This is a genomic window from Halobellus captivus (genome assembly GCF_007655485.1).
GTDB classification, from domain to species: Archaea; Halobacteriota; Halobacteria; order Halobacteriales; family Haloferacaceae; genus Haloquadratum; species Haloquadratum captivum.
Genome location: NZ_VJXQ01000001.1, coordinates 842,737 through 863,389 on the forward strand (window position 1 = coordinate 842,737; position 20,653 = coordinate 863,389).

Annotated in this window: 21 protein-coding genes; 8 read left to right on the forward strand and 13 right to left on the reverse strand. The window is 66.5% G+C overall.

From position 1 onward, the window contains the following. Window positions 1-75 precede the first annotated feature (75 nt). On the forward strand, window positions 76-345 hold the full coding sequence (locus tag FJT57_RS04195; RefSeq protein ID WP_144901976.1) for a hypothetical protein: 270 nt from the start codon (window positions 76-78) through the stop codon (window positions 343-345). 107 nt (window positions 346-452) lie between these two features. On the opposite strand, the gene coaBC is transcribed toward FJT57_RS04195, so the two are convergent. The 4 genes from coaBC to FJT57_RS04215 form a co-directional block, all read right to left on the reverse strand. Next, window positions 453-1,631, reverse strand: coding sequence for a bifunctional phosphopantothenoylcysteine decarboxylase/phosphopantothenate--cysteine ligase CoaBC (gene coaBC, locus FJT57_RS04200; RefSeq protein WP_144901978.1), 1,179 nt, complete (start codon window positions 1,629-1,631; stop codon window positions 453-455). Window positions 1,632-1,796: 165 nt separating this feature from the next. Further along, window positions 1,797-2,045, reverse strand: a complete 249-nt coding sequence (locus FJT57_RS04205) for a HalOD1 output domain-containing protein (protein WP_203229085.1) — start codon at window positions 2,043-2,045, stop codon at window positions 1,797-1,799. A 228-nt stretch (window positions 2,046-2,273) separates the two neighbouring features. Beyond that, entirely contained in the window at window positions 2,274-3,203 is a 930-nt protein-coding gene (locus tag FJT57_RS04210; protein ID WP_144901982.1) for an FAD-dependent oxidoreductase, read from the reverse strand. Window positions 3,204-3,410: 207 nt separating this feature from the next. Beyond that, window positions 3,411-4,295, reverse strand: a complete 885-nt coding sequence (locus tag FJT57_RS04215) for a DUF7551 domain-containing protein (protein WP_144901984.1) — start codon at window positions 4,293-4,295, stop codon at window positions 3,411-3,413. Between the two features lie 124 nt (window positions 4,296-4,419). On the opposite strand from FJT57_RS04215, the gene FJT57_RS04220 reads away from it, so the two are divergent. From FJT57_RS04220 to FJT57_RS04230, 3 genes are all read left to right on the forward strand, one after another. After that, window positions 4,420-4,953: a type II toxin-antitoxin system RatA family toxin gene (locus FJT57_RS04220; RefSeq protein WP_144902566.1), complete on the forward strand. Its 534-nt coding sequence runs from the start codon at window positions 4,420-4,422 to the stop codon at window positions 4,951-4,953. Between the two features lie 195 nt (window positions 4,954-5,148). Beyond that, window positions 5,149-6,486, forward strand: coding sequence for a Trk system potassium transporter TrkA (gene trkA / locus FJT57_RS04225; protein WP_144901986.1), 1,338 nt, complete (start codon window positions 5,149-5,151; stop codon window positions 6,484-6,486). Next, entirely contained in the window at window positions 6,483-8,090 is a 1,608-nt protein-coding gene (locus FJT57_RS04230; protein WP_144901988.1) for a TrkH family potassium uptake protein, read from the forward strand. The genes trkA and FJT57_RS04230 overlap by 4 nt, the downstream gene beginning before the upstream one ends. A gap of 84 nt (window positions 8,091-8,174) precedes the next feature. Here FJT57_RS04230 and gatA read toward each other — a convergent pair whose 3' ends face one another. Then, window positions 8,175-9,497 carry an Asp-tRNA(Asn)/Glu-tRNA(Gln) amidotransferase subunit GatA gene (gatA, locus tag FJT57_RS04235; protein ID WP_144901990.1) on the reverse strand — a complete coding sequence of 441 codons (1,323 nt, stop codon included), beginning with the start codon at window positions 9,495-9,497 and terminating at the stop codon, window positions 8,175-8,177. Beyond that, on the reverse strand, window positions 9,497-9,775 hold the full coding sequence (gatC, locus tag FJT57_RS04240) for an Asp-tRNA(Asn)/Glu-tRNA(Gln) amidotransferase subunit GatC (RefSeq protein WP_144901992.1): 279 nt from the start codon (window positions 9,773-9,775) through the stop codon (window positions 9,497-9,499). Before gatC ends, gatA begins: the two co-directional genes overlap by 1 nt. Before the next feature lie 260 nt (window positions 9,776-10,035). On the opposite strand from gatC, the gene FJT57_RS04245 reads away from it, so the two are divergent. After that, a complete protein-coding gene (locus tag FJT57_RS04245) occupies window positions 10,036-10,527 on the forward strand; it encodes an NUDIX hydrolase (RefSeq protein ID WP_144901994.1) in 492 nt (163 codons plus the stop codon). A gap of 18 nt (window positions 10,528-10,545) precedes the next feature. Here FJT57_RS04245 and FJT57_RS04250 read toward each other — a convergent pair whose 3' ends face one another. Both FJT57_RS04250 and FJT57_RS04255 read right to left on the reverse strand, forming a co-directional pair. Further along, window positions 10,546-11,733 carry an asparagine synthase C-terminal domain-containing protein gene (locus tag FJT57_RS04250; protein WP_144901996.1) on the reverse strand — a complete coding sequence of 396 codons (1,188 nt, stop codon included), beginning with the start codon at window positions 11,731-11,733 and terminating at the stop codon, window positions 10,546-10,548. Next, on the reverse strand, window positions 11,734-12,417 hold the full coding sequence (locus FJT57_RS04255) for a PHP domain-containing protein (RefSeq protein ID WP_144901998.1): 684 nt from the start codon (window positions 12,415-12,417) through the stop codon (window positions 11,734-11,736). 139 nt (window positions 12,418-12,556) lie between these two features. On the opposite strand from FJT57_RS04255, the gene purL reads away from it, so the two are divergent. Further along, a complete protein-coding gene (purL, locus tag FJT57_RS04260; RefSeq protein ID WP_144902000.1) occupies window positions 12,557-14,686 on the forward strand; it encodes a phosphoribosylformylglycinamidine synthase subunit PurL in 2,130 nt (709 codons plus the stop codon). Window positions 14,687-14,765: 79 nt separating this feature from the next. Here purL and FJT57_RS04265 read toward each other — a convergent pair whose 3' ends face one another. After that, window positions 14,766-14,969: a DUF7550 family protein gene (locus FJT57_RS04265; protein ID WP_144902002.1), complete on the reverse strand. Its 204-nt coding sequence runs from the start codon at window positions 14,967-14,969 to the stop codon at window positions 14,766-14,768. Window positions 14,970-15,411: 442 nt separating this feature from the next. Here FJT57_RS04265 and hisF point away from each other — a divergent pair, with 442 nt between their 5' ends. Further along, window positions 15,412-16,224, forward strand: a complete 813-nt coding sequence (gene hisF, locus FJT57_RS04270; RefSeq protein ID WP_144902004.1) for an imidazole glycerol phosphate synthase subunit HisF — start codon at window positions 15,412-15,414, stop codon at window positions 16,222-16,224. Window positions 16,225-16,281: 57 nt separating this feature from the next. Here hisF and FJT57_RS04275 read toward each other — a convergent pair whose 3' ends face one another. Together FJT57_RS04275 and FJT57_RS04280 are read right to left on the reverse strand one after the other, a co-directional pair. Further along, on the reverse strand, window positions 16,282-16,569 hold the full coding sequence (locus FJT57_RS04275; protein WP_144902006.1) for a DNA-directed RNA polymerase subunit L: 288 nt from the start codon (window positions 16,567-16,569) through the stop codon (window positions 16,282-16,284). A 26-nt stretch (window positions 16,570-16,595) separates the two neighbouring features. Further along, window positions 16,596-17,636, reverse strand: a complete 1,041-nt coding sequence (locus tag FJT57_RS04280) for an MBL fold metallo-hydrolase (protein ID WP_144902008.1) — start codon at window positions 17,634-17,636, stop codon at window positions 16,596-16,598. A 169-nt stretch (window positions 17,637-17,805) separates the two neighbouring features. On the opposite strand from FJT57_RS04280, the gene FJT57_RS04285 reads away from it, so the two are divergent. Next, the gene (locus FJT57_RS04285) at window positions 17,806-18,921 is read left to right on the forward strand and encodes a DnaJ domain-containing protein (RefSeq protein WP_144902010.1); all 1,116 of its coding nucleotides are present in this window, start codon (window positions 17,806-17,808) and stop codon (window positions 18,919-18,921) included. Between the two features lie 341 nt (window positions 18,922-19,262). Here FJT57_RS04285 and FJT57_RS04290 read toward each other — a convergent pair whose 3' ends face one another. Together FJT57_RS04290 and FJT57_RS04295 are read right to left on the reverse strand one after the other, a co-directional pair. Further along, window positions 19,263-19,892: a uracil-DNA glycosylase family protein gene (locus tag FJT57_RS04290; RefSeq protein WP_203229086.1), complete on the reverse strand. Its 630-nt coding sequence runs from the start codon at window positions 19,890-19,892 to the stop codon at window positions 19,263-19,265. A 46-nt stretch (window positions 19,893-19,938) separates the two neighbouring features. Continuing rightward, window positions 19,939-20,409, reverse strand: a complete 471-nt coding sequence (locus FJT57_RS04295) for a DUF5793 family protein (protein ID WP_144902012.1) — start codon at window positions 20,407-20,409, stop codon at window positions 19,939-19,941. Between the last annotated feature and the right edge of the window lie 244 nt (window positions 20,410-20,653).

Sequence of the window (20,653 nt, forward strand, 5' to 3'; positions counted from 1 at the left end):
ACGCGCCCGGTGATGAGGGGCTGTGGGACCGTTCGTCCGATACATTCACGGAGACGTCGCCGGTATGGGTGAGGAATGACAGCGATTACCGCGAAGCAAGCGCTCGCGTACGCGCTCGGGCGGGAGATGATTCTGCTGTACGCAGTCGTACTGGTCGGCTACGTGGCGACGCTTCTCGGCGGCTGGTTCGCGTCGGGGTGGGCGCTCCGCGGCGGCGGAGGCGGCACCGTCGGACAACTGCTGGCGGCGGTCTTCCTCCTGGCCGGGATCGTCGCGGCCCTGGGTGGATTAGTCGGCGTCGTGTACAAGGTCATCGCCGACGCCAACGAGGTCGCACAGCGTTGATCAAGTCGAGTGCCACCGTCGATGAGTAGTCGACAGCCACGCAGCGATACGCAAGCGGATTTCGACGTCGAGCGGGCGAACTCCGAATTCGATCCGCCTGATCAGGCTCAAAGCCTCGACGCGAGGCGCGCGGCGATCTCCGCGCCGAGCGCGGTCTTCGTTCCCCTGAACTCCGAGACGTCGTCGGCGTCGACGAACAGCGTCCGCGTCTCGTCGTCGCCCATCACCGAGGCGTCGTTGGCGACGACGAACGCCAGATCGGACCGCTCAAGAATGCCGCGCGCGGCCTCGATCATCTTCTCGTCGTCCCCGGACGTCTCGGCTTTGAATCCCACGATCGGGAGCGTCGAACGCGCGTCTCGGACGTCGTCGATGAGCTTCGGGGTCGGTTCGAGATCGAGGGTCCGCGGCTCGCCGGATCGAAGCTTCTCGTCGGCGGTCGAGACGGTGTAATCGGAGATGGCGGCCGCGGAAACGAGTGCGTCGGCCGCTGCCGACTCCGCGTCGCTGTCATCAGTCCCAATAGCATCCAGCACCGCTTTTCGCATCTCGGCCGCGGATTCGACCGTCACCGTGTCCGCGTAGTGGACGTCGGCGCCGTCGTGGACGAGCGTGACGTCGGCTCCGCGGACGTGACACGCGCGAGCGACCGCGCGTCCTGTCTTCCCGGAGGCGCGGTTCGTGAGGATCCGGACGGGGTCGATAGCTTCGGCCGTCGCCCCCGCGGTGACGACGATGTGTCGCCCGGCGAGCGTCTGTTCGGTCGTCGCGCGCGAAACGGCGGTCACGATCGCCTCCTCGGTCGCGATCTTCGCTTTCCCCTCCTCGATCCGTGGGTCGACGAAGTCGACGCCCCACGACTCGACGCGCTCGATGGCGTCGAGGACGCCGGGGTGGTCGTACATCGGCTCGTGCATCGCGGGCGCGACGACGACCGGGACGTCAGCGCCGAGCGCGGTCGTCGCACACGTCGTGACGGGCGTGTCGTCGACGGCGCTCGCGATCTTGCCGACGGTGTTGGCCGTCGCGGGCGCGAGCAGTAGCACGTCGGCCCAGCCCTCGCGTCCGCAGAGTTCGACGTGTTCGACGCGCCCCGTGAGTTCGGTCACGACGTCGGTTCCCGTCGCGAACTCGACGGCCCACGGGTGGATAATCCCCCGTGCGCTCTCGGTCATCACCCCGCGGACCGCCGCTCCCTGTCGCCGCAACTCGTGGGCGAGCTCGACGACCTTCACGGCCGCGATGCTCCCCGAAACGCCGAGTGCGACGTTGACCCCGTCTAACATCGCTCGACGATTCGACGGCACGAGTGTAAAAGCCCCTGTTCTGTCGGACGCGGCCTTGCGCTGGTGTTCGCTCCCGGCCGCGTCGCCTCACAGCCCAACAGATCAGTCACCGGATTGATGCTCGATCATCGCGTCGGTGCATCACTCATCGCGTCACGGCGTCACTCACCGCGTCGGGGCGTCGCTCTCACTAAGAGTGACGCTTCCGTCATCGTCGATTCGAACGCTGTATCCTTCGTACTCGAATCGAAGCGTGACTGTGGTCGCCGTGGCCGGAGAATACAGCGAATCGAGCGCATCCGGGTCGATAACGTCCGCGAGCGGCGTCAGTTCCATCGGAGAGACGCCCTTCGCCGCAGCAACAGTGTCAATGATTTGGAGAGAGATCGGGTGATATTCAGAGTTAGGACTCATCATAGACTCGGAGGGGTGACTGAAATAAAAGAATTACTCGTAGACTTCTTTCTGAGAATTATTTTCATAACTAACCGACGGCAAGTGGTCACTGAATGTCACAATTGATCACTTCAGCAGTGGTCAATTCAATCCTTCAGGCGTTTCGAGCGAAGAAACGACCCCGTCGAGGGTGGCAATCGTCTCACTGATACGGCAGTCGTCTCGCTGGGTGCTCACCCGACCACGCTATTCGTTGAGTCGACCCAGTTCGTCGTCGACGAGGCTGGGGTGAGTCCGCTGCGGCTCCGGATGCGGGTCGGCGAGCGCCTCGCGCATCCGCTCTCGGCCAGCGGCGTGTCGGCGCGCGCGTTCGTCGGCGTCGATCTCCTCGCAGCCGGGCGGGACCTCGCGTCCGCGGTCGGTGAAGTACCCTTCCGGCGTGACCCAGTCGTGGTAGTACGGGACGTCGGAGTCGTGGACGACCGTCAGGCCGACCTCCGCGCCGTGGCCCGCGGCGACGATCGCCTGGTGGTACTTCTCGGCGATGCGCCCGGCCGCGTAGACGCCGTCGACGTTCGTTCGACCCACCTCGTCGACGACGACGTACTCTTTCGAACCCGCCTCGCGCGTTTCGACGCCGAGACCGTGCAAGTAGGACGCGTCCGACCACGACGCGGCGACGACGGCGTCGGCCCGGAACCGGCGCGTGTCGTCGTCCCGTGCGACCGCGCGAACCTCGAATCCGTTATTCCCCCGTACAATATCGGCGACGCGTCCGGTCCGCCGACGGGCGCCGTTTTCCTCGGCCTGCTCGGCGAGGAGGTCCAGGAACTGCCGAGCGTTGATGCCGCCGGGGAATCCGGGGACGTTCTCCAAGTGGGCGTTCCGCGCGAGGATGCTCTCGTCAAGGTCGCCGGACGCCCTCCGATCGCCCGAGGGATCGGCGTCGCCTGATTCCGTCCGCCCGCCTGCGGGGCTTCCTCCCACGGTGTCGACGACGAGGGTGTCGAGTCCGGCGCGCGCGGTGAACGTCGCCGCCGTCAACCCCGCGACGCCGCCACCGACGATGACGACGCGTGCCGCGTCCGCGTCGCTCGCGCTATCCGTGTCGCTCGCGCTATCCGCGTCAGTGTCGCAGTCACCCACAGTACTGGTGTCGGTCTGTTGCTCCGTCATACGCGCCGGAAGGCGACCGTTGCCGATGAGTCTCACGGTCGATGCCAACGAGCGCGAGACAGTGGAGAGTACGCCGAGTTGTGGGAGTTCGCCGAGTTGTGGGAGTTCGCCGAAGCGAATCAGTGAGGGCGTCGGACCGGATCAGTGGCGTCGAAGCGGTCCCAGCCAGTGTGTCGAGTCAAATCAGGAGGACTTCGAACGGGTCACTCAGTAGGTCGAGTCAGTCTCGTACAGTCGCGCGTCGTCGGTCGCGTCGACGGAAACGAGTCCGTCAGGCGTCTCGTCGAGTTCGACGGCGAGTTGCCAGCGCCCCTCGCCGACCGGCGTCGCCGCCGTGAAGCTAAAGTTCGTCTGCGGGAGCCGCTTCGCGAGCGCGACCGAGAGCGGGAGCGTCGGCAGTCGACCGGTCCGCTCGGCGAGGGCGTAGTCGCCGAACGTCACGCGCCAGCGATCCGATCCGGCGCCGACGGCAACGGAGTTCGCGTCGACGAACCCGACGCGTTCGAGCGTCTCGATCGTCGCGCGCAGCGCCTCGTCGGGACCGACCGTCGACGGCGCGTTCGGCCCGCGGAGCGCCGCAGCGGCCGCGTCGACGACGTGGGCCCGTTGGTTCCGGTCCGCGCGGAGCGCGAGTTCGCTCGTGACGCTCCACAGCATCGTGAGACAGAAGTCATCGCGGTCCTCGACGACCTCCGCGAGCGTCAGGTACGTCTCCATCGCCGCGGTCTCGACCTCGCGCAACGATGCGTCCGAGAGCGCCTCGAAGGTCGCTCCTGCGACGTTGTGACAGAACTCGAGGTACCGAAACCGCGGATCCGCATCCCCGGTCGTCGCGACGCCGGGCGGCGTGTCCTCAACGTCGTGAACGAGCGGCTCGTAGAACGGGACCTGTGGGTCGTACTGGCGAAGCGTCGCGCGGTACTCCGCGGCGGCCTCCGCGGCCTCCGCGGCGGTGTCTCTGTCATCGAAGCGGCGACCCGATACCGGATGTGGTTCACAGCCGGTGCGCCCGCAGACGACCGCGTACGGGCCGCCCGGGGCCGAAAGGCAATCGACGTGTCGGCTGATATCTCGGAGGGTCGCCCCGACCATCGTGTCAAATATGACCGTTCGACAACAAGTGCGTTCCGATCCAGCGATGGGCGTGCGAACGAGGGACACCGGTCCGGCTCTCGCCGCCCACAACGCTTTCTGTCTCTCCCGCCAACCGACCGGCGTGGACGAACTCGTCGTCAGCACCGTGGTCTACGCTCCGCCCGAAGAGGCGTACGATCTCCTCGTCGACTTCCCCCGATACGAGGCGTACGCCGACCACCTCCGCGACGTCGTCAGGCGACGCGGCGACGGCGGCCCGGGAACCCGCTACGCGCTGCGGTTCGCCTGGTGGAAACTCACCTACACCGTCGAGTCGGAGGTCACGGAAGTCGATCCGCCGGAGCGCATCGAGTGGCGAGTCGTACGGAACCTCAACGCAAGCGGCCGCTGGCGCATCGAGGAACTCGACGAACTCCCCGATGGTGCCCCCGACTGGGCGAACACCGCCTCTCGCGTCTCCTTCGAGGTGTCGTACGACCCCACCTCGGCGAACGAGGGCGGCATCGACCTGCCGCGGTTCGTTTCGCTGGGTTGGGTGGTCGATCGACTCAAGCCCGCGATCGCGAGTGAGGCCCAGCGGATCGTCGAACGAATCGTCGCCGACCTCGAAGGCGAACCGCGTCCGGTCGATCTCACCGTCGAGCGGCGAACCTGATCGAAAGAAACCGAATCCGAATCGGAAGGGAATGGAAAGACACTCGAAAGCAGATCAGTATTGAATCGGAAGGGAATCGAAGTAAGCGGGCGCGTCGGCGTCGAATACGGCGTTCTAGTCGATTCAGACCGATGCCGAAAGAGAAATACGTCCTCGTCGGACACTCTCTGAGAGAATGAATCCGGGTGACTCCCCGTGCGCGTCGTGATCGTCGGAGCGGGGCAGGTCGGATCGAGCATCGCGGCCGACCTCGCGGGCACGCACGAGGTGATCGTCGTCGACTGCGACGCAGATCGCGTTGAGGAGTTGAACTACTCGCTCGACGTCCTCGGCGTGACCGGCGACGGGACCTCCGTGTCCACACTCGAAGAGGCCGGAATCGAGGACGTCGATATGGTGATCGCCTCGACCGACGACGACGAGACCAATATCGTCGTCTGCTCGACGGTGAAAGCGGTTTCCGATGCGTTCACCATCGCCCGAGTGAAGAACACGGAGTATCTCCGGACGTGGGAGCGTTCGAAACGCGCCTTCGGCGTCGACTTTATGGTCTGTACGAACCTCCTGGCCGCGGAGTCGATCGTCCGGATGATCGGCCTCCCCGCCGCGCGCGACGTCGACCCGTTCGCGGGCGGGCAGGTACAGATGGCCGAGTTCGAGGTCGACGCCGACAGTCCGGTCGCGAACCAGACCGTCGCCGAGGCCGACCGCTTCGACTCGCTGACGTTCGTCGCGATCCTCCGAAACGGCTGCGTCGAGATCGTCCGCGGGGAGACGGTGATCGAGCCCGACGACCGCGTCGTGGTGATCGGATCTCCCGAGAGCGTCCAGGAGTTCGCCCGATCGGTCGCTCCCAACGAATCGCCCGGCACCGCAGAGGAGGTCGTCATCGTCGGCGGTTCCGAGATCGGCTATCACGTCGCACGGCTGCTCGAAGAGCGCGACTTCACCCCCCGTCTCATCGAGCGCGACGGCGAGCGCGCTCGCGAGCTCGCAGAGCGGCTCCCGAAAACGGTCGTGATGGAATCGGACGCGACAGACATCGAGTTCCTCGAACGCGAGCACATCGGCGACGCCGACGCCGTCGTGTCCGCGCTCGACTCCGACGAGAAGAACCTCCTCGTCTCACTACTCGCCGCGCGGATGGGCGTCGAGCGGACGATCGCGATCATCGACGCGGCCGAGTACGTAGACCTCTTCGAGACCGTCGGCGTCGACGTCGGCGTCAGCCCGCGGGGCGTCGTCGCCGAGGAGATCTCCCGATTTACGCTCGACGGCGACGCCGAAAACGTCGCGCTCATCGAGTCCGACAAGGCCGAGGTCCTCGAAATCGAGATCGACGCCGAGAGCGTGCTCGCGGGGCGACCGATCCAGGAGTCCGCTCGGGACCTCCCCCCGGGCGTCGTCATCGGCGCAATCACGCGCGAGCGCGAGTTCATCACCCCTCGCGGAGACACCGTCATCAAGGTCGGCGATCACGTCGTCGTCTTCGCCGATATCGACGTCGTGGATGACGTGACCGCCCAGTTATGAGCGTCCAGCTTCGCGTCGACGTGCGGGCCAGCCTGAGCCTCGTCGGTTCCGTCCTGAAATATCTCGCCGTTCCGCTGTGTCTCCCGTTGGTCGTGGCGCTGTACTACGGTGAGACCGTCGTCCCGTTCGTCGCGACCATCGCGCTCACCGTCGCCGTCGGCGTCGGACTCGAACGCCTCCATCGCGACCCGGACCTGCGCGCCCGCGAGGGGTTCCTGATGGTGGCACTCACCTGGCTCACCGTCGCTCTCATCGGCGCGGTCCCGTACCTGATCGAGGCGCACGGCCTGCCGCCGCTGATCGCTGCGACCCATCCGGGGTCGACGCTTGCGAACCCCGAGAACGCGCTGTTCGAGGCGATGAGCGGATTCACCACGACGGGGGCGACCGTCCTCGGCGACATCTCCTTCGAGTCGCACACGCGCTCGGTTATGCTCTGGCGACAGCTCACGCAGTGGCTCGGCGGAATGGGGATCGTCGTCCTCGCGGTCGCGATCCTGCCGGAGCTCTCCGTCGGCGGCGCGCAGCTGATGGACGCGGAAGCGCCCGGCCCGGGAATCGAGAAGCTCACGCCCCGGATCGCCGAAACGGCGCGAGCGCTGTGGGGGGCGTACCTCGGATTGACCCTCCTCGAAATTCTCCTCCTGTACTCGCTGTCGGTCGCCGGGATCGACGACGGGATGACGCTGTACAACGCGGTCGCCCACGGGCTGACGACGATGCCGACCGGCGGGTTCTCACCCGAGGCACGGAGCATCGAGGCGTTCAGCGCTGCGGCACAGTGGATCATCATTCCGTTCATGATCGCCGCCGGGACGAACTTCGCGCTGTTCTGGCACGTGCTGTCCGGCGACTCGACGCGGCTGTTCCGTGACGCGGAGTTCAAGTTTTACCTCGGCGTGCTGGGGACGTTCACCGCGCTCTTGGCCGGGGTGCTCTTCACCGGCGGCTTCGCCGCGACAGCACCCGCGGGCGGGACGTACGACGCCGTGTATCTCGACGGCGTGAGCGCGGCAATCGCCGGGCAGGCCGAACCCGCGATCCGACACGCGCTGTTCCAGGCGGCAGCGATCGTGACGACCACCGGGTACGCGAGTATGGACTTCAACGCGTGGGGCCCCGCCGGGAAGGGGATCCTCCTCTTCGGGATCTTCGTCGGCGGTTCGGCGGGATCGACCGGCGGTGCGGTGAAGATCGTCCGGTGGTACGTGATTCTCAAGGCCGTTCGCCGAGAGCTATTTACGACCGCCCACCCGGAAGCCGTCCGGCCGGTTCGACTCGGCGGCAACCCGATCGACGAGCGCGCGCTTCGCGGGATTTACGCCTTCACGTCCCTCTATCTCGCACTCTTCGTACTGGCGGCAGTGCTGTTCTTCCTCGACGCCCACCGTGTCGGACTCAGCGTCACCGTGTTGGAAGTCGTCTCTGTGTCCGCGACCGCCATCGGCAACGTCGGCCCGGCGTTCGGACAGTTCGGACCGATGGGCGGGTACCTATCGCTCTCGGAGCCGAGTAAACTGCTCTTCGTCTTCCTGATGTGGATCGGTCGGCTGGAGATCCTCCCGGTGCTCGTGCTCTTGATGCCGGAGTACTGGCAGCGGTAGCGACAGAGCCTGTCGAGAGGGTCGAAAAGAGACGAATCCGCGTCGGGAACGAAAAACGGCGGTCCGCCGCAAAGCGGAGTCGCGTCAGTTCTCGACGGCCGATGCCGCCCGGATGATCGCTTCCTCGCCGAACTTCGGACCGATCAGCTGTAGCCCGACCGGCAGGCCGTCTGCCTCGCCAGCGGGCACCGAGATCGCCGGGAGGTTCGCGAGGTTCACCGGCACGGTGTTGGCGTCCATCAGGTAGAGCTGAAGGGGATCGTCGAGACTCTCGCCGAGCGCGGGCGGGAGGACGGGCATCGTCGGCGTCGCGAGCACGTCCGCGCGCTCGAAGGCGTCGTCGAAGTCGTGTTTTACCCACGCGCGGGCGTCCTGCGCCTTCTTGTAGTACTTGTCGTGGTAGCCCGCGGACAGCGCGAACGTGCCGAGCAGGATCCGACGCTTCACTTCCTCGCCGAAGCCTTCCTCGCGGGCGCTGGCGAAGGCGTCGTTCCAGTTGCCCTCGTAGCCGCCGGACTTCCCGTACCGAACGCCGTCGAAGCGCGCCAGGTTCGAGGAGGCCTCCGACATCGCGATGACGTAGTACGCCTGCACCGCGTGCTCGACCGATTCGAGCGAGACGTCGACGGTCTCCGCGCCCTGCGCGCGTAGGTCGTCGATCGCGGCCTCGAAGCGCTCGACGACGCGGTCGTCCGCGCCGTCCAGTAAGTCGGTGACGACGCCGATCGTCGTGCTGTCGACGTCGCCGTCGGCTGCGGCGGCGTACTCCGAGTCGGTCGCGGGGTGGGTGTCGTCAGCGGTCGCAGCTGCGCCCGAACCCTCGCCGCCGACGTCGAACCGCGTCGTCGAATCGCGGGGGTCGGGTCCCGAAATCACGTCCAAGAGCGCGGCCGCGTCCTCGACGTTCCGGGCGATCGGGCCGATCTGTTCGAGGGAATTCGCGTACGCGACGAGCCCATATCGCGAGACGAGCCCGTAGGTCGGCTTGATGCCGACGACCCCGCAGAACGCCGCCGGGTTCCGAACGGAGCCGCCCGTGTCGGAACCGAGCGCGAGGTCGGCCTCGCCAGCGGCGACCGCGGCCGCCGAGCCGCCGGAGGAGCCGCCGGGGACGTGTCCCTCGTCGACGGGGTTCTTCGTGGCCCCGTACGCCGACGTCTCGGTTGTGCCGCCCATCCCGAACTCGTCCATATTCGCCTTTCCGATGATCGTCGCTCCAGCTCCTTTCAGCCGCTCGACGACGGTCGCGTCGTAGGGGGGCACGTACGTCTCCAGCATCGCGGAACCGCAGGTCGTCCGCACGCCCTCGGTGCTGATGTTGTCCTTGACGGCCACCGTCATATCCGCGAGCGGGCCGTCACCGTCGCCCTCGATCGTCTCCTCGGTGATGAACGCGTTCAGACTCATTAGGACACCCGCGGCCCCTTGAAGAAGCCGTCTTCGGTCTCCGCGGCGTTCCCGAGCGCCTCCTCCTGGGAGAGGCTCGCTCGAACCTCGTCGGAACGCATCACGTTCACCAGGTCGGCCTCGCTCTCGACTTCGGGCACTTCATCGAGGGCCTCGAAGTACTCGAGGATCTCCGCGAACTGCGCCGTGAACGCATCGACCTCCTCGGCGTCGAGATCGACGCGGGCTAACTCCGCGACGTGTTCGACGTCCTCGGCGTCGACGGGCGTCTCGCTCATATCCGAGAGGAACCGTGGCCCGGGAGTAAGAGTTTCGGTGCGCGTTATACGGAGTCGGAGAGTGGGAGACGACAGGAATCGCCGTTGTCAACAACTCGGACGCCCCTGCCCCTTCCACTCCCACCCAACGGGCCGCGGCTGGCACTCGAACGCCGGACGTGGGGAGTCGTCGCGGCGTTTCGGCGATCGCGTCCGCCGGTTGATCGCCGTCGCTGAGCCCGAACAGTAAAAGCCACCTACGCTCCGGCGCATCGCCGCGTATGGAGACGACACGGCACTTCACCGCGACGGTCTACATCGTCGAGAGCGGGGCCGTCGCGCTGCATCACCACGAGCGCCTCGGGATCCGCGTGCCGCCGGGCGGGCACGTCGACCGCGACGAACTCCCGCACGAGGCGGGACTGCGGGAAGTCCGGGAGGAGACCGGGCTCGACGCGGAACTTTTGGATGGTACCGACGACGTCGACGCCCCCGCCGGACGGGTGCTGCCGCGACCGCGACACCAGATGCTCTACGACATCAACGTCCACCCGGACGGCACTGCCGGGCACCAGCACATCGATCACGTCTACTACGCCCGCGTGGATTCCCGCGAGATCGACCCCGCGGGCGACGACGAGGCCGATACCGAGGCGTGGGAGTGGTACGACGAGACCGAACTCCGCGAGAGCGACGTCGATCCCGACACCGTGCAGTTCTCGCTGGAAGCGATCGAGGCCGCCGAAAACGTCGCATCCACCGCAGCGGAGTAGCGCCCCCAGGCGACGCGACTATGCCCCGTCGTCTTCGTCGGGCGGGCGGACGGGTCCGTCGTCAACGAGCGCGCGGACGTACCGTTCGACGTGGTTCTCCATCCGGCGTTTGTACCCGGCCTGTCGGGCCAACCGATCCAGTTCCCGAGAGACGTACGTCCCGTACTGGACGGCCTTCTTGTCCGCTCTTCGAACCGAATCAGGGACGGCGCCGCGGGCGGCCTCCCGCAGCGCGACCTTCCGCCGGTCGCCGTCGACGAGGAGGTGTCCGGGGAGCCCCAGCGCCGCCTCGACGACGTCGTCGTGCAGCAGCGGCGTGACCGGTTCGACGCTCGCCGCCCGGATCGCGAGCACGTCGCGTTCGGCCTGTGCGGGAACCGTGGCCAGCAGCTCCCGGCGCGCCCCGCGAACGGTGTCGGCCTCGACCCGCGGGTCCCCGGGGGCCTTCGCCACCTTCGCGTAGCCGCCGAACAGTTCGTCCGCGCCCTGCCCGAGCGCGAGGCGGTCGAAGCCGTCTGCCGCGACGCGCTCGGCGACGAGATAGAGGGGAAGTGCGATCGAGAGATCCATCGGGTTCGTTCGACCGAGCGCGTCGACGAGCGTCGGAATCGCGTCGAGGAGGTCGTCGTGGGCGAGTTCGACCACGCGGAGCTCTCGATCCATCCTCGCCGCTGCGTCCCGAGCGGCCCCGACGTCGTGACTCCCCTCGAAGCCCGCGACGTAACAGGGTGCGTCCGGGACGCCCGCGGCGACGACAGCGCTATCGACGCCGCCGGAAAACGCGACGGCGACATCGTCGGCGGACGCGTCGTCGCTCGCGCCGACCGCTCGCGTTCGGGCGAGTACCGCATCCCGCACCCGTTGGAGAGCTCGATCGTCGCCATCGACCGGGTCGAAGTCGGGGAGCGTCCAGCGCGGCCTGTCTCGATCGGCCTCACGGAAGTGCTCGCCGAGAGTCGCGACTGTCCCCGCCGAGACGGAGACCGGATCCGAGAGGTCCCGTCGGTCGAACGCCCACGCTGAAGGGTCATCGGTATCGACGAAGAGCGGTCGACGGCCGAGCACGTCGCGAACGATCGTTCCGTCGACGACGCCCGCGAATCCCGCGGTCCCCGGCAGCGCCTCGCCCGTTTCGATCGCGCGTCGAACGGTCGCAGGATCGGCCCCATCGACGACGTCGTCCGGCGAATCAACGGGGGCGGCCATCTACACCAGGTCCGAGATGGTGCGCTTGATCCGGCGCTTGACGCCGCCGCCGAACTGCCGGAAGGAGATGCGCCACGGGGTCCGGCTGCCGACGACCGTCGTCTCGCCCGCGGCGATCGCATCCAGAATCCCGGACGCCGAGCGGTCGTCGGTCGCCACGTCGGTCACGGCCTGTCCGACCATCTCGCTGATGTGGGCGTCGCTCCCGGCCGTTTTCGGCATCCCGCGAGCGGTCGCGAAGCGGTCGGCCTTCCGGTTCGCCAAGCCGGTGAACAGTCGCGAGTTGTACACCTCGATGGCGTCGGCCGCGGCGAGTTGGTCGCCGGTGATGTGTGCGGCGACGCCGTGTCGAGAGGACTGAAACGGGTGCGGAACGACGGCGATGCCGCCTTGTTCGTGAATCCGATCGAGCGTTTCGTCGTAGGAGAGTCCCGCGGGGACGAGTTCGTCGATACCGAACGCGAGGACGTGTCCGGCCGCCGACGTCACCTCCATCCCGGTGATGCCGACGAGATCGTACTCCGAAGCCAACTCGGCGGCTTCGAGGCTGGCGTCGATCTCGTCGTGGTCCGTGATCGCGAGCGCGTCGAGGCCGACGGCCTGCGCCTGCGCTAAGAGCAGTTCGACGGGGTCGCGGCCGTCGTACGACAGCGACGAGTGCGAGTGCAGCTCGACCGATAGCACGGAAGTGGGTAGTCGCCGCGATTAAAAAAGCGGCCCGATCCGATCGCCGGTCCCGGCGGTGCCGCCCGGTCGCGACCGATCAATGCACGTACGTGCACACAGAAAAGCATTAATTCGCTCTTCTTGAACAGGGAAGTGAATGAGCCTGCCGGACGCTGACCGCGAACTCGTAACGGCCGAACTCGGCCGCGACCCCACTCCGACGGAGGCCGCACTGTTCGAGAACCTCTGGAGCGAACACTGTGCGTACCGCTCGTCACGGCCGCTCCTCTCCGCGTTCGATTCGGAGGGCGAGCAGGTCGTCGTCGGCCCCGGCGACGACGCCGCCGTGGTTCGACTCCCGGACAACGGCGGCGAATCCGACGGGGAGACGTACATCACGATGGGTATCGAGAGCCACAACCACCCCTCCTACGTCGACCCCTACGACGGTGCGGCGACGGGCGTCGGCGGCATCGTCCGCGACACGCTCTCGATGGGCGCGTATCCCGTCGCGCTGACGGACAGCCTCTACTTCGGCGGCTTCGACCGCGAACACACCCGGTACCTCCTCGACGGCGTCGTCGAGGGAATCGCCGATTACGGCAACGCGATCGGCGTTCCCACTGTGGGAGGCAGCGTCGAGTTCCACGACGGGTACGAGGGAAACCCGCTGGTCAACGTCGCCTGCGTCGGGCTCCTCGACGAGGAGCGCCTCGTGACCGCCGAGGCGCAGAATGCGGGGAACAAACTCGTCCTCGTCGGCAACGCGACGGGTCGAGACGGCCTCGGCGGCGCGTCGTTCGCGAGCGAGGACCTCGCGGAGGATGCAGAGACCGAGGATCGGCCCGCCGTACAGGTCGGCGATCCCTACTCGGAGAAATTGCTCATCGAGGCCAACGAGGACCTGATCGCCGCCGATCTGATCCAGTCCGCCCGCGACCTCGGCGCGGCGGGTCTCGGCGGCGCGTCCTCCGAACTCGTCGCGAAGGGTGGGTTCGGCGCGCGGATCGCCCTCGATCGCGTCCACCAGCGCGAGCCGAATATGAACCCGTTGGAGATCGTCCTCGCCGAGTCCCAAGAGCGGATGTGCTATGAGGTCCGGCCCGAGGACGTCGACGCAGTCGCCGATATCGCCGAGCGCTACGACCTCGGCTGCTCGGTCATCGGCGAGGTCGCCGAGGGGAACTACGTCTGTACGTTCGACGGCGAGACGGTCGTCGACGTACCGCCGGAGTTCCTCGCCGACGGCGCGCCGATGAACGATCTCGACAGCGTGGAACCGACAGAACCCGACCGGGACCGGCCGGAGATCGACCTCGAATCGGCGTTCGAGGCGGTCGTGAGCGCGCCCAACACGTCCTCGAAGCGTTGGGTCTACCGCCAGTACGATCACGAGGTCGGCGCGCGGACGGCGTTGCTCCCGGGCGACGACGCCGCGGTGCTCGCGATCCGCGAGGCCGGGACGGGCCTCGCGATCTCGGCGGGAGCGGTTCCCGCGTGGACCGCGTGCGCGCCCTACGACGGTGCCCGCGCGGTCGCGTTAGAGAACGCGACGAACCTCGCCGCGAAGGGAGCGACGCCACTGGCCGCGGTCGACTGTCTCAACGGCGGTAATCCCGAGAAACCCGACGTCTACGGCGGCTTCAAGGCCGTCGTCGACGGCCTCGCCGATATGTGCCGCGACCTCTCGGTCCCGGTCGTCGGCGGCAACGTCTCGCTGTACAACGACTCGGTCGCGGGGCCGATCCCCCCGACGCCGACGCTCGCGATGGTCGGGGCGAAGGCTGGCTACGACGCCCCGCCCGCGGCGTTCGACGGTGACGGATCCGTGCTCCTCGTCGGCGAGGGAAGCGACGCGCTCGGCGGCTCAGAACTACTCGCGCAACTGGGCGGTTCGGATCGCTTCCCGACGCTTCCGGAGAACGCGAGCGAGGCCGTCGCGACGCTCGCGGACGTCGCGGACGCCGAATCGACGCTCGCCGTCCACGACGTCAGCAACGGCGGGCTGGCGGTGGCGCTCGCGGAGATGGTGACGTCCGACGCGGGCGCTGACCTCGCGGTCGACGACCTCGCGGCGCTCTTCGAGGAGACGCCCGGTCGCGCGGTCGTCGAGACGATCGATCCCGACGCCGTCGCCGACGCGTTCGACGGTGTCGCGCCGGTGACGACGCTGGGCGAGGCGACGACCGACGGAACGCTGTCGGTCTCGGTGGCTGGCGAGACTCTCGCGGTCGACGCCGAGACGATCGCGTCGCTCCGCGACGTCCTCGCCGCCGAACTGGACTGAATCGGCTCGTCGAGCGGGCCGACCCGACTGGAGATAGCAGCCGCTGTTCGATCGAGATTCGAGAGGAAGGAACCGTATTTCAGACGAGAAGCGGGATGCCGAAGACGACAACGAGGCCGATGGCGAGGACGATCAGCCCCGTCGTCACTCGGCCCATCCCGTATTCCTGCATCGGCGAGGTGACGCGCGTTTCCACCAGCTCGCTCCCGTGTTCGTCGGGACCGTGGCCGTCGCCGTGTTCGTCGTATCCGTGATCGTCACCGTGCTCGTCGTGGTCGCTCATACGCGAAGCGTGGGACGCCGACTACTAAAACGCTCCCGAATCGCCACTCGCGGCGCTGATTCCTTTCGAGAGGGCGAACAGGCGACACGCCGCAGAGCGCGTTGCCGCTGCATCGACGAGATCAGCGGAGAACCCGTCGATGCTCGCACTCGCTCCAACCCGCGACGCGCCGTGTCGCACACCCGCGTCCGCGTCGCGGTCGGTCTCAGCACACACGCCGTCTGGCCGCGTCTCGATATATAAATTCCCGCACGCGGAGTGGATGGGTTGGGGAGTAAGTGGATACATTGAGGGGTGGATGGGTTGGGGAGCGGGTGGGTGGACGGCTGGATGAATCAGTGGGTGGACGGCTGGATGAATCAGTGGGTGCGGCCTTCGGAAGTCGGATCGGCGTCGTAGTCGAAACCGTCAAGCGGCCGATCCGCGAATGATGAGATAACAAATGCTCACGAAGCGGATCATCCCCTGCATCGACGTCGACCTCGACGACGACGGGAACCCCGCCGTCTACACCGGCGTCAACTTCGAGGACCTGCAGTACACCGGCGATCCGGTCGAGATGGCCAAGCTGTACAACGAGGCCGGGGCCGACGAGTTCGTCTTCCTCGACATCACCGCCTCCGCGTCGGGTCGGGAGACGATGCTCGATACCGTCTCGCGGGTCGCCGACGAGGTGTTCATTCCGCTCACCGTCGGCGGCGGCATTCGGAGTACAGACGACATCAAAGAGACGCTCCGCGCTGGCGCGGACAAAGTCTCGATCAACACGGCCGCACTGGAGAACCCGGACCTGATCGCCGAGGGCGCGCGGGCGTTCGGCTCGCAGTGCATCGTTATCTCAGTCGACGCGCGGCGGCGCTTCGACGAGCGCGGCGAGCACTACGTCGACGTCGACGGCGAGTCCTGCTGGTTCGAGTGCACGGTGAAGGGCGGCCGCGAGGGAACCGGCGTCGACGTCGTCGAGTGGGCCCGCGAGGCCGAATCGCGCGGCGCGGGCGAACTGTTCGTGAACTCTATCGACGCCGACGGGACCAAAGACGGCTACGATATCCCGCTGACGAAGGCCGTCTGCGACGCGGTGTCGACGCCTGTCATCGCCTCCTCCGGCTGCGGCGGTCCTGAGGATATGTACGAAGTGTTCACCGACGCGGGTGCCGACGCCGGGCTCGCGGCGTCGATTTTCCACTTCGGCGACTACAGCATCCGGGAGACGAAGGAGTACCTCGACGAGCGCGGCGTTCCCGTTCGACTGTAACACGGTTCCGACGCCAGAGACTTCGATATTAGGTGCCAGCGTCGCGAGAGCGAAGACCTACGGCGCGGCCGCCTCGAACTCCGAGGAGAAGGTATCGACCATGTTCTGGACGTCCTGAGACGCCTCCGCGAGGGCGTCGAGCGGGTCGACCCCGGATTCGGTCTTGATCGAGAGGATCGGCTCGGTCTGACCGCCCGACTGCTCGGGGTTCACATCGTAGGTCGCGGCCGCGACCCCGTCGGTCTCCAAGAGCGCGCCCTTGATCACGTTCATAAAGGTGTGATCCTCACCGGCGACCTCGATGCGGAGTTCCTCTTCCGTCTTGTCGATGACCCGCAGTTCCATACGGCTTCCTTACCGGTCACAGCGTTTCAGTATTTCGTCTTCGAGAACAGCGCCGAGACATCCGGGTCAGAGTCGACCAATCGGTAGGCCGTGCCGTCGCGTTCGACCGCACCGGCGTGTTCGAGGTGATCCAAGTGCGCGAACGCCTCGCCCGGACCGTGAAGAATGTGGATGTCTTCGAGTTCGCCGAAGAGGTGGGCGCTCACTGTCCACGCGTCCGCGGGGCCGTGTTCCCCGAGGACGTCGATGACCCGCTGCGTCCGCTCGACGTGGTGCGACCGGATCACGCGGGCGCGCTCCGACGGGTCCGTGATCGGATCGCGGTGCCCCGGCCACGCGAAGTCGAGGTCGCGGTCGATGAGTCGGTCGAGACTGTCGACGTACCGCTGAAGCGGCCGTTCGAGTCGGAGGTCCGCACCACCCACGTTGGGGGTGTACACGGGAAGAATCACGTCGCCGACGAACGCCACCGAGAGCGGTTCGTCGACCGCGTCCGCGTCGGTCGCGCCGTTTGTCGGCACGCTCCCGCCGTCCTCCGTCTCGTACGCGAAGGCGACGTGTCCGGCGGCGTGTCCCGGGAGGTGCCACACCGACAGCTCTCCGTCGCCAGCGGCGATTCGATCGCCGTCCGAAAGCGCCCGCGTGTCGCTCGGCTCGCCCGCGACCGCCTCGAAATCGGCTTGTATGCCTTCCAACTCCGCGCGCTTCGCGTCGGAGATTCCCCACTCGTCGAAGCGCCGCTCCCGGAGTTCGCGGAGGTCCGCAGCGGCGTCCTCGTCACCGGCGACGAGCGGGAGGTCGTCCTCGTGTGCGTATACCGTCGCTCCAGACTCTGCTTGGATTTCTCCCGCGAGACCGCTGTGATCGGGGTGCCAGTGCGTCAGCAGAATCTGATCGAGATCGGCGAGAGAGACACCGGCAGCGGAGAGCCCGTCGAGCAGATCGGCGCGCACGTCGGCCATCGCGATGCCGACGTCGATCAGCGTCGTCACATCCCCGTCGATCAGATACGCGTTGTTCTGCCCCTCGAAGACCGTGTTCCCGAGCGGGAGGCGGGTAACGTCCATACGGCGAGAACCGTTCGAACGACTATGAGGGTTACCATCCTTGCGTGTTTCGCTGGGTCCCGGAAAGGTCGCCGAGCCCAATGCGAACGCGCTCCTCCCGACGACGCCGCAACGCGATTTGCGGGTCGGTACATTCAATTCGGTCGGTGTCAAACCGCGCTGGCAGGGGATGGAAGATTTCTACGACCTGCTGGAGGTGTCTGGGGACGCCTCGACCGAGGAGATCAATCGCGCGTGGCGACGGAAAGTGCGGCGGTACCACCCCGACGTCAACGACGACGCGCGAGCGAACGCGCAGTTCAAGACGCTCAAGAAAGCCCACGAGGTCCTCTCCGACGAGACGGAACGAGCCGCGTACGACCGATTGGGACATCGGAAATACGTGAACCAACGACTCGACGGGCTGCCGACACGTCCGTTCCGCACGGCAGGGACCGAATCGGACTCCGGCACGACGACCGACACCGGCGACAGCGACCGGTCGGACGGGCACCACGAATCGGGCGCGCGTTCGGCCGGAAAGCGCGCCGATCGAGCGAACGGATCGGACCGCTCTGCGAACGCCGGACGCGGCGCGGGGCGGACCACGCGAGCGGAAACGAGTGGAGCGCAATCCCAGCGAACGGCGAGAGAGAAGAGCTCACAGAAAACAACGGGTAAGTCACAGTCGAATCGGACTACTGCGACCGGAACACAGTCGCGACAACGCGCTTCGACTGCGACGAGCGGGGAGGAACACCGCGTCGATGCCGGTCGTTCGAATCGGAACGATTCGGCGTCCGAGGGCACGTCCGTCGGCGCGCGACACTCTCGTCGACGGGCTTCGCCGCTGTTGTACGGGTGGAGCGCGGTGTTGCTCGCTGGAATCGCCTATCTCGCTGGCCTCTGGCAGTATCTCCGAGCGAACGCGGAGGCGATCTCGTCGCTCGGCCGCGCTGCGCCCGCCGACCCCGGGGCGCTGCTCTCCACATACGCTCTCGTCGGACCCGGACAGTTCGCGCTCGGCGCGTCCGTCGAGACCCCGATCTCGCTGTTGTTTCCGATCGGCGTCGTCGCGCTCGCACTCGCGCTCGTGGGTGTCGTCGCCGCCTTCGGACGCGGATTCGCCTATCTGTACGCGGTCGGTGGAGTTGCACCGGTCGCGGGCCTCGCAGTCGGCACAGTACTGTCGCTTCCCGACGGCCTCGTCCTCGTGCTCGTCGGACTCTGTCCGGTCGTTGCGACCGCGGGCTTCCTCCTCGACGTCGGCCGCGTCGCCTTCGGGCGTCGCTCGGGGGGGTCCTAATCGACTCGTTCGACTCGCGGAGACACGTATCGATGAAAGGAAGCGGGGCCGCATCAGGCGGGCCCCTGACTGACCAAGCCACTGCGAAGAGCACCAGTCTCGCAGCTCCTTACCTGACGCGCCCGGTTGCGTTCGACCACGCGCGTCAGGGTAGTATTTTCTGTTTGTCGTGAAAAGTGCTATGATAGAACTAATTTCCACCCAGATCGTTCGAGATTCCAACTAAATAGTCCATTTTTAGGGCTTTTTTGACCCATAATCAAAGATTCAGTCGGATTCAGCGGTCATCCGCGGACGTTCCTGAACTATCTTGATAAAAAGTTGGAAATCTGACCGGATGTTCACCGGACCAAGTACGGGTCCCCGTCGGCGCTGAACCGACCGAGGTCGGCTTCGCGCCGGAAATCCGTCGATCGAAGCGTGTCGAGGCCGTCGACGAGTCGATCGTGGTGTGTCTCGTCCCACTCGCCCGGCTCTCTGATGGGAACGACCAGAAAGCCGCTTCCCCGAACCTCCGTCGCGTGTAAGGCCTCCATATCGATTTCTGTCTTCCACGCCTGGGCCGTATACGTCTCGAGTACGTGAGCGGTGGCCCGCGCGCCGACCGGCAAGAGCACGTGTGCGGCGATCGCGCGCAGCTCGGCGTCGAAAAAACGCTCTAAATCGTCGTAGGACGACTGTGTGGGTTCCTCGCCCTCGGGAGCGCACAGGTGGAGGTACGAGAAGAACGTCCCCGCGGGTTCAGGGCTGTCCCCCGTCGTTCGCAGCAGTCCCGCCGCTCGCAGCGCCGCTTGTAACCGACGTCCGGGTTCGTTGGTGAACGGAACGCCGGTATCGAGGCCGCCGTGAACTCCCGGGTGGTCCCCAATGACGTGAAAATCCGCGTTGGCGTCGCCGTATCCGGGGACGAAGCGCTCACACGGCGGACGCATATCGAACGGGTTGCGGATTCGATCGGTGACGTTCTCCACGCTGGCAAGGTAGCGGTGAGATCGGTAAAATTGATCCGATTCAGTTCTACAGTTCGACGCCCGAGGGAATCAAGCTGTGTGAGCGGAGCAGATTTCCGTCGGCATCGTACACCAGGAACGTCTGCTTCTCGTAGACGACAGCCTCCTCGCCGTCGATGTGGACTTCGACGCGGTATCGCCCGTCGTCGTCCGCGTTGCGGCCGTACTCGCGTGCGGCTCGAATGAAGGTGAGCACGTCGGCGGCGGACTCGTTGAGTTCCAGGATGAAATCCCCGGTAATCCGGTTCGTGACGCTCACGACGCCAGCCGCGTCGGGATCGTCGAGCGGTTCCTGAAGTCGGAACGCGACGTCAGTCTCGCTCGCGTCTAGATAGCCACCCGTCGGATCCGAAAGGCGCCCCTCAAGGACCTCCCGCGGACCGTGGAAATCGATCCGTACCTGTGGCTTCTTGGGGTCGTCGCCGTCGTCAACCCACGAGACGTTTTCGACGTCTAGCTCGAAGTAATCCCGCCTCATTCCGTATAGTCGAGTTAGACGCCATCGCGTATGAACGTAACGCCCGTGTCAGACACCGCCCTCATCTGGGACGAAGCCGGTCAGATTGCGGCAGCCCCTGTCACCGGGGCCTTGGCGAAGGAAACCATATTGGTATTGCCATATACAGTTTATCAGGTCGAGAGACTGCGCGATTAAGAGCGGAGAGAACCAACTCGAAGAGCCAATTACGGTGAAAACACCGATTCGAGGGACGAGCAGAGCG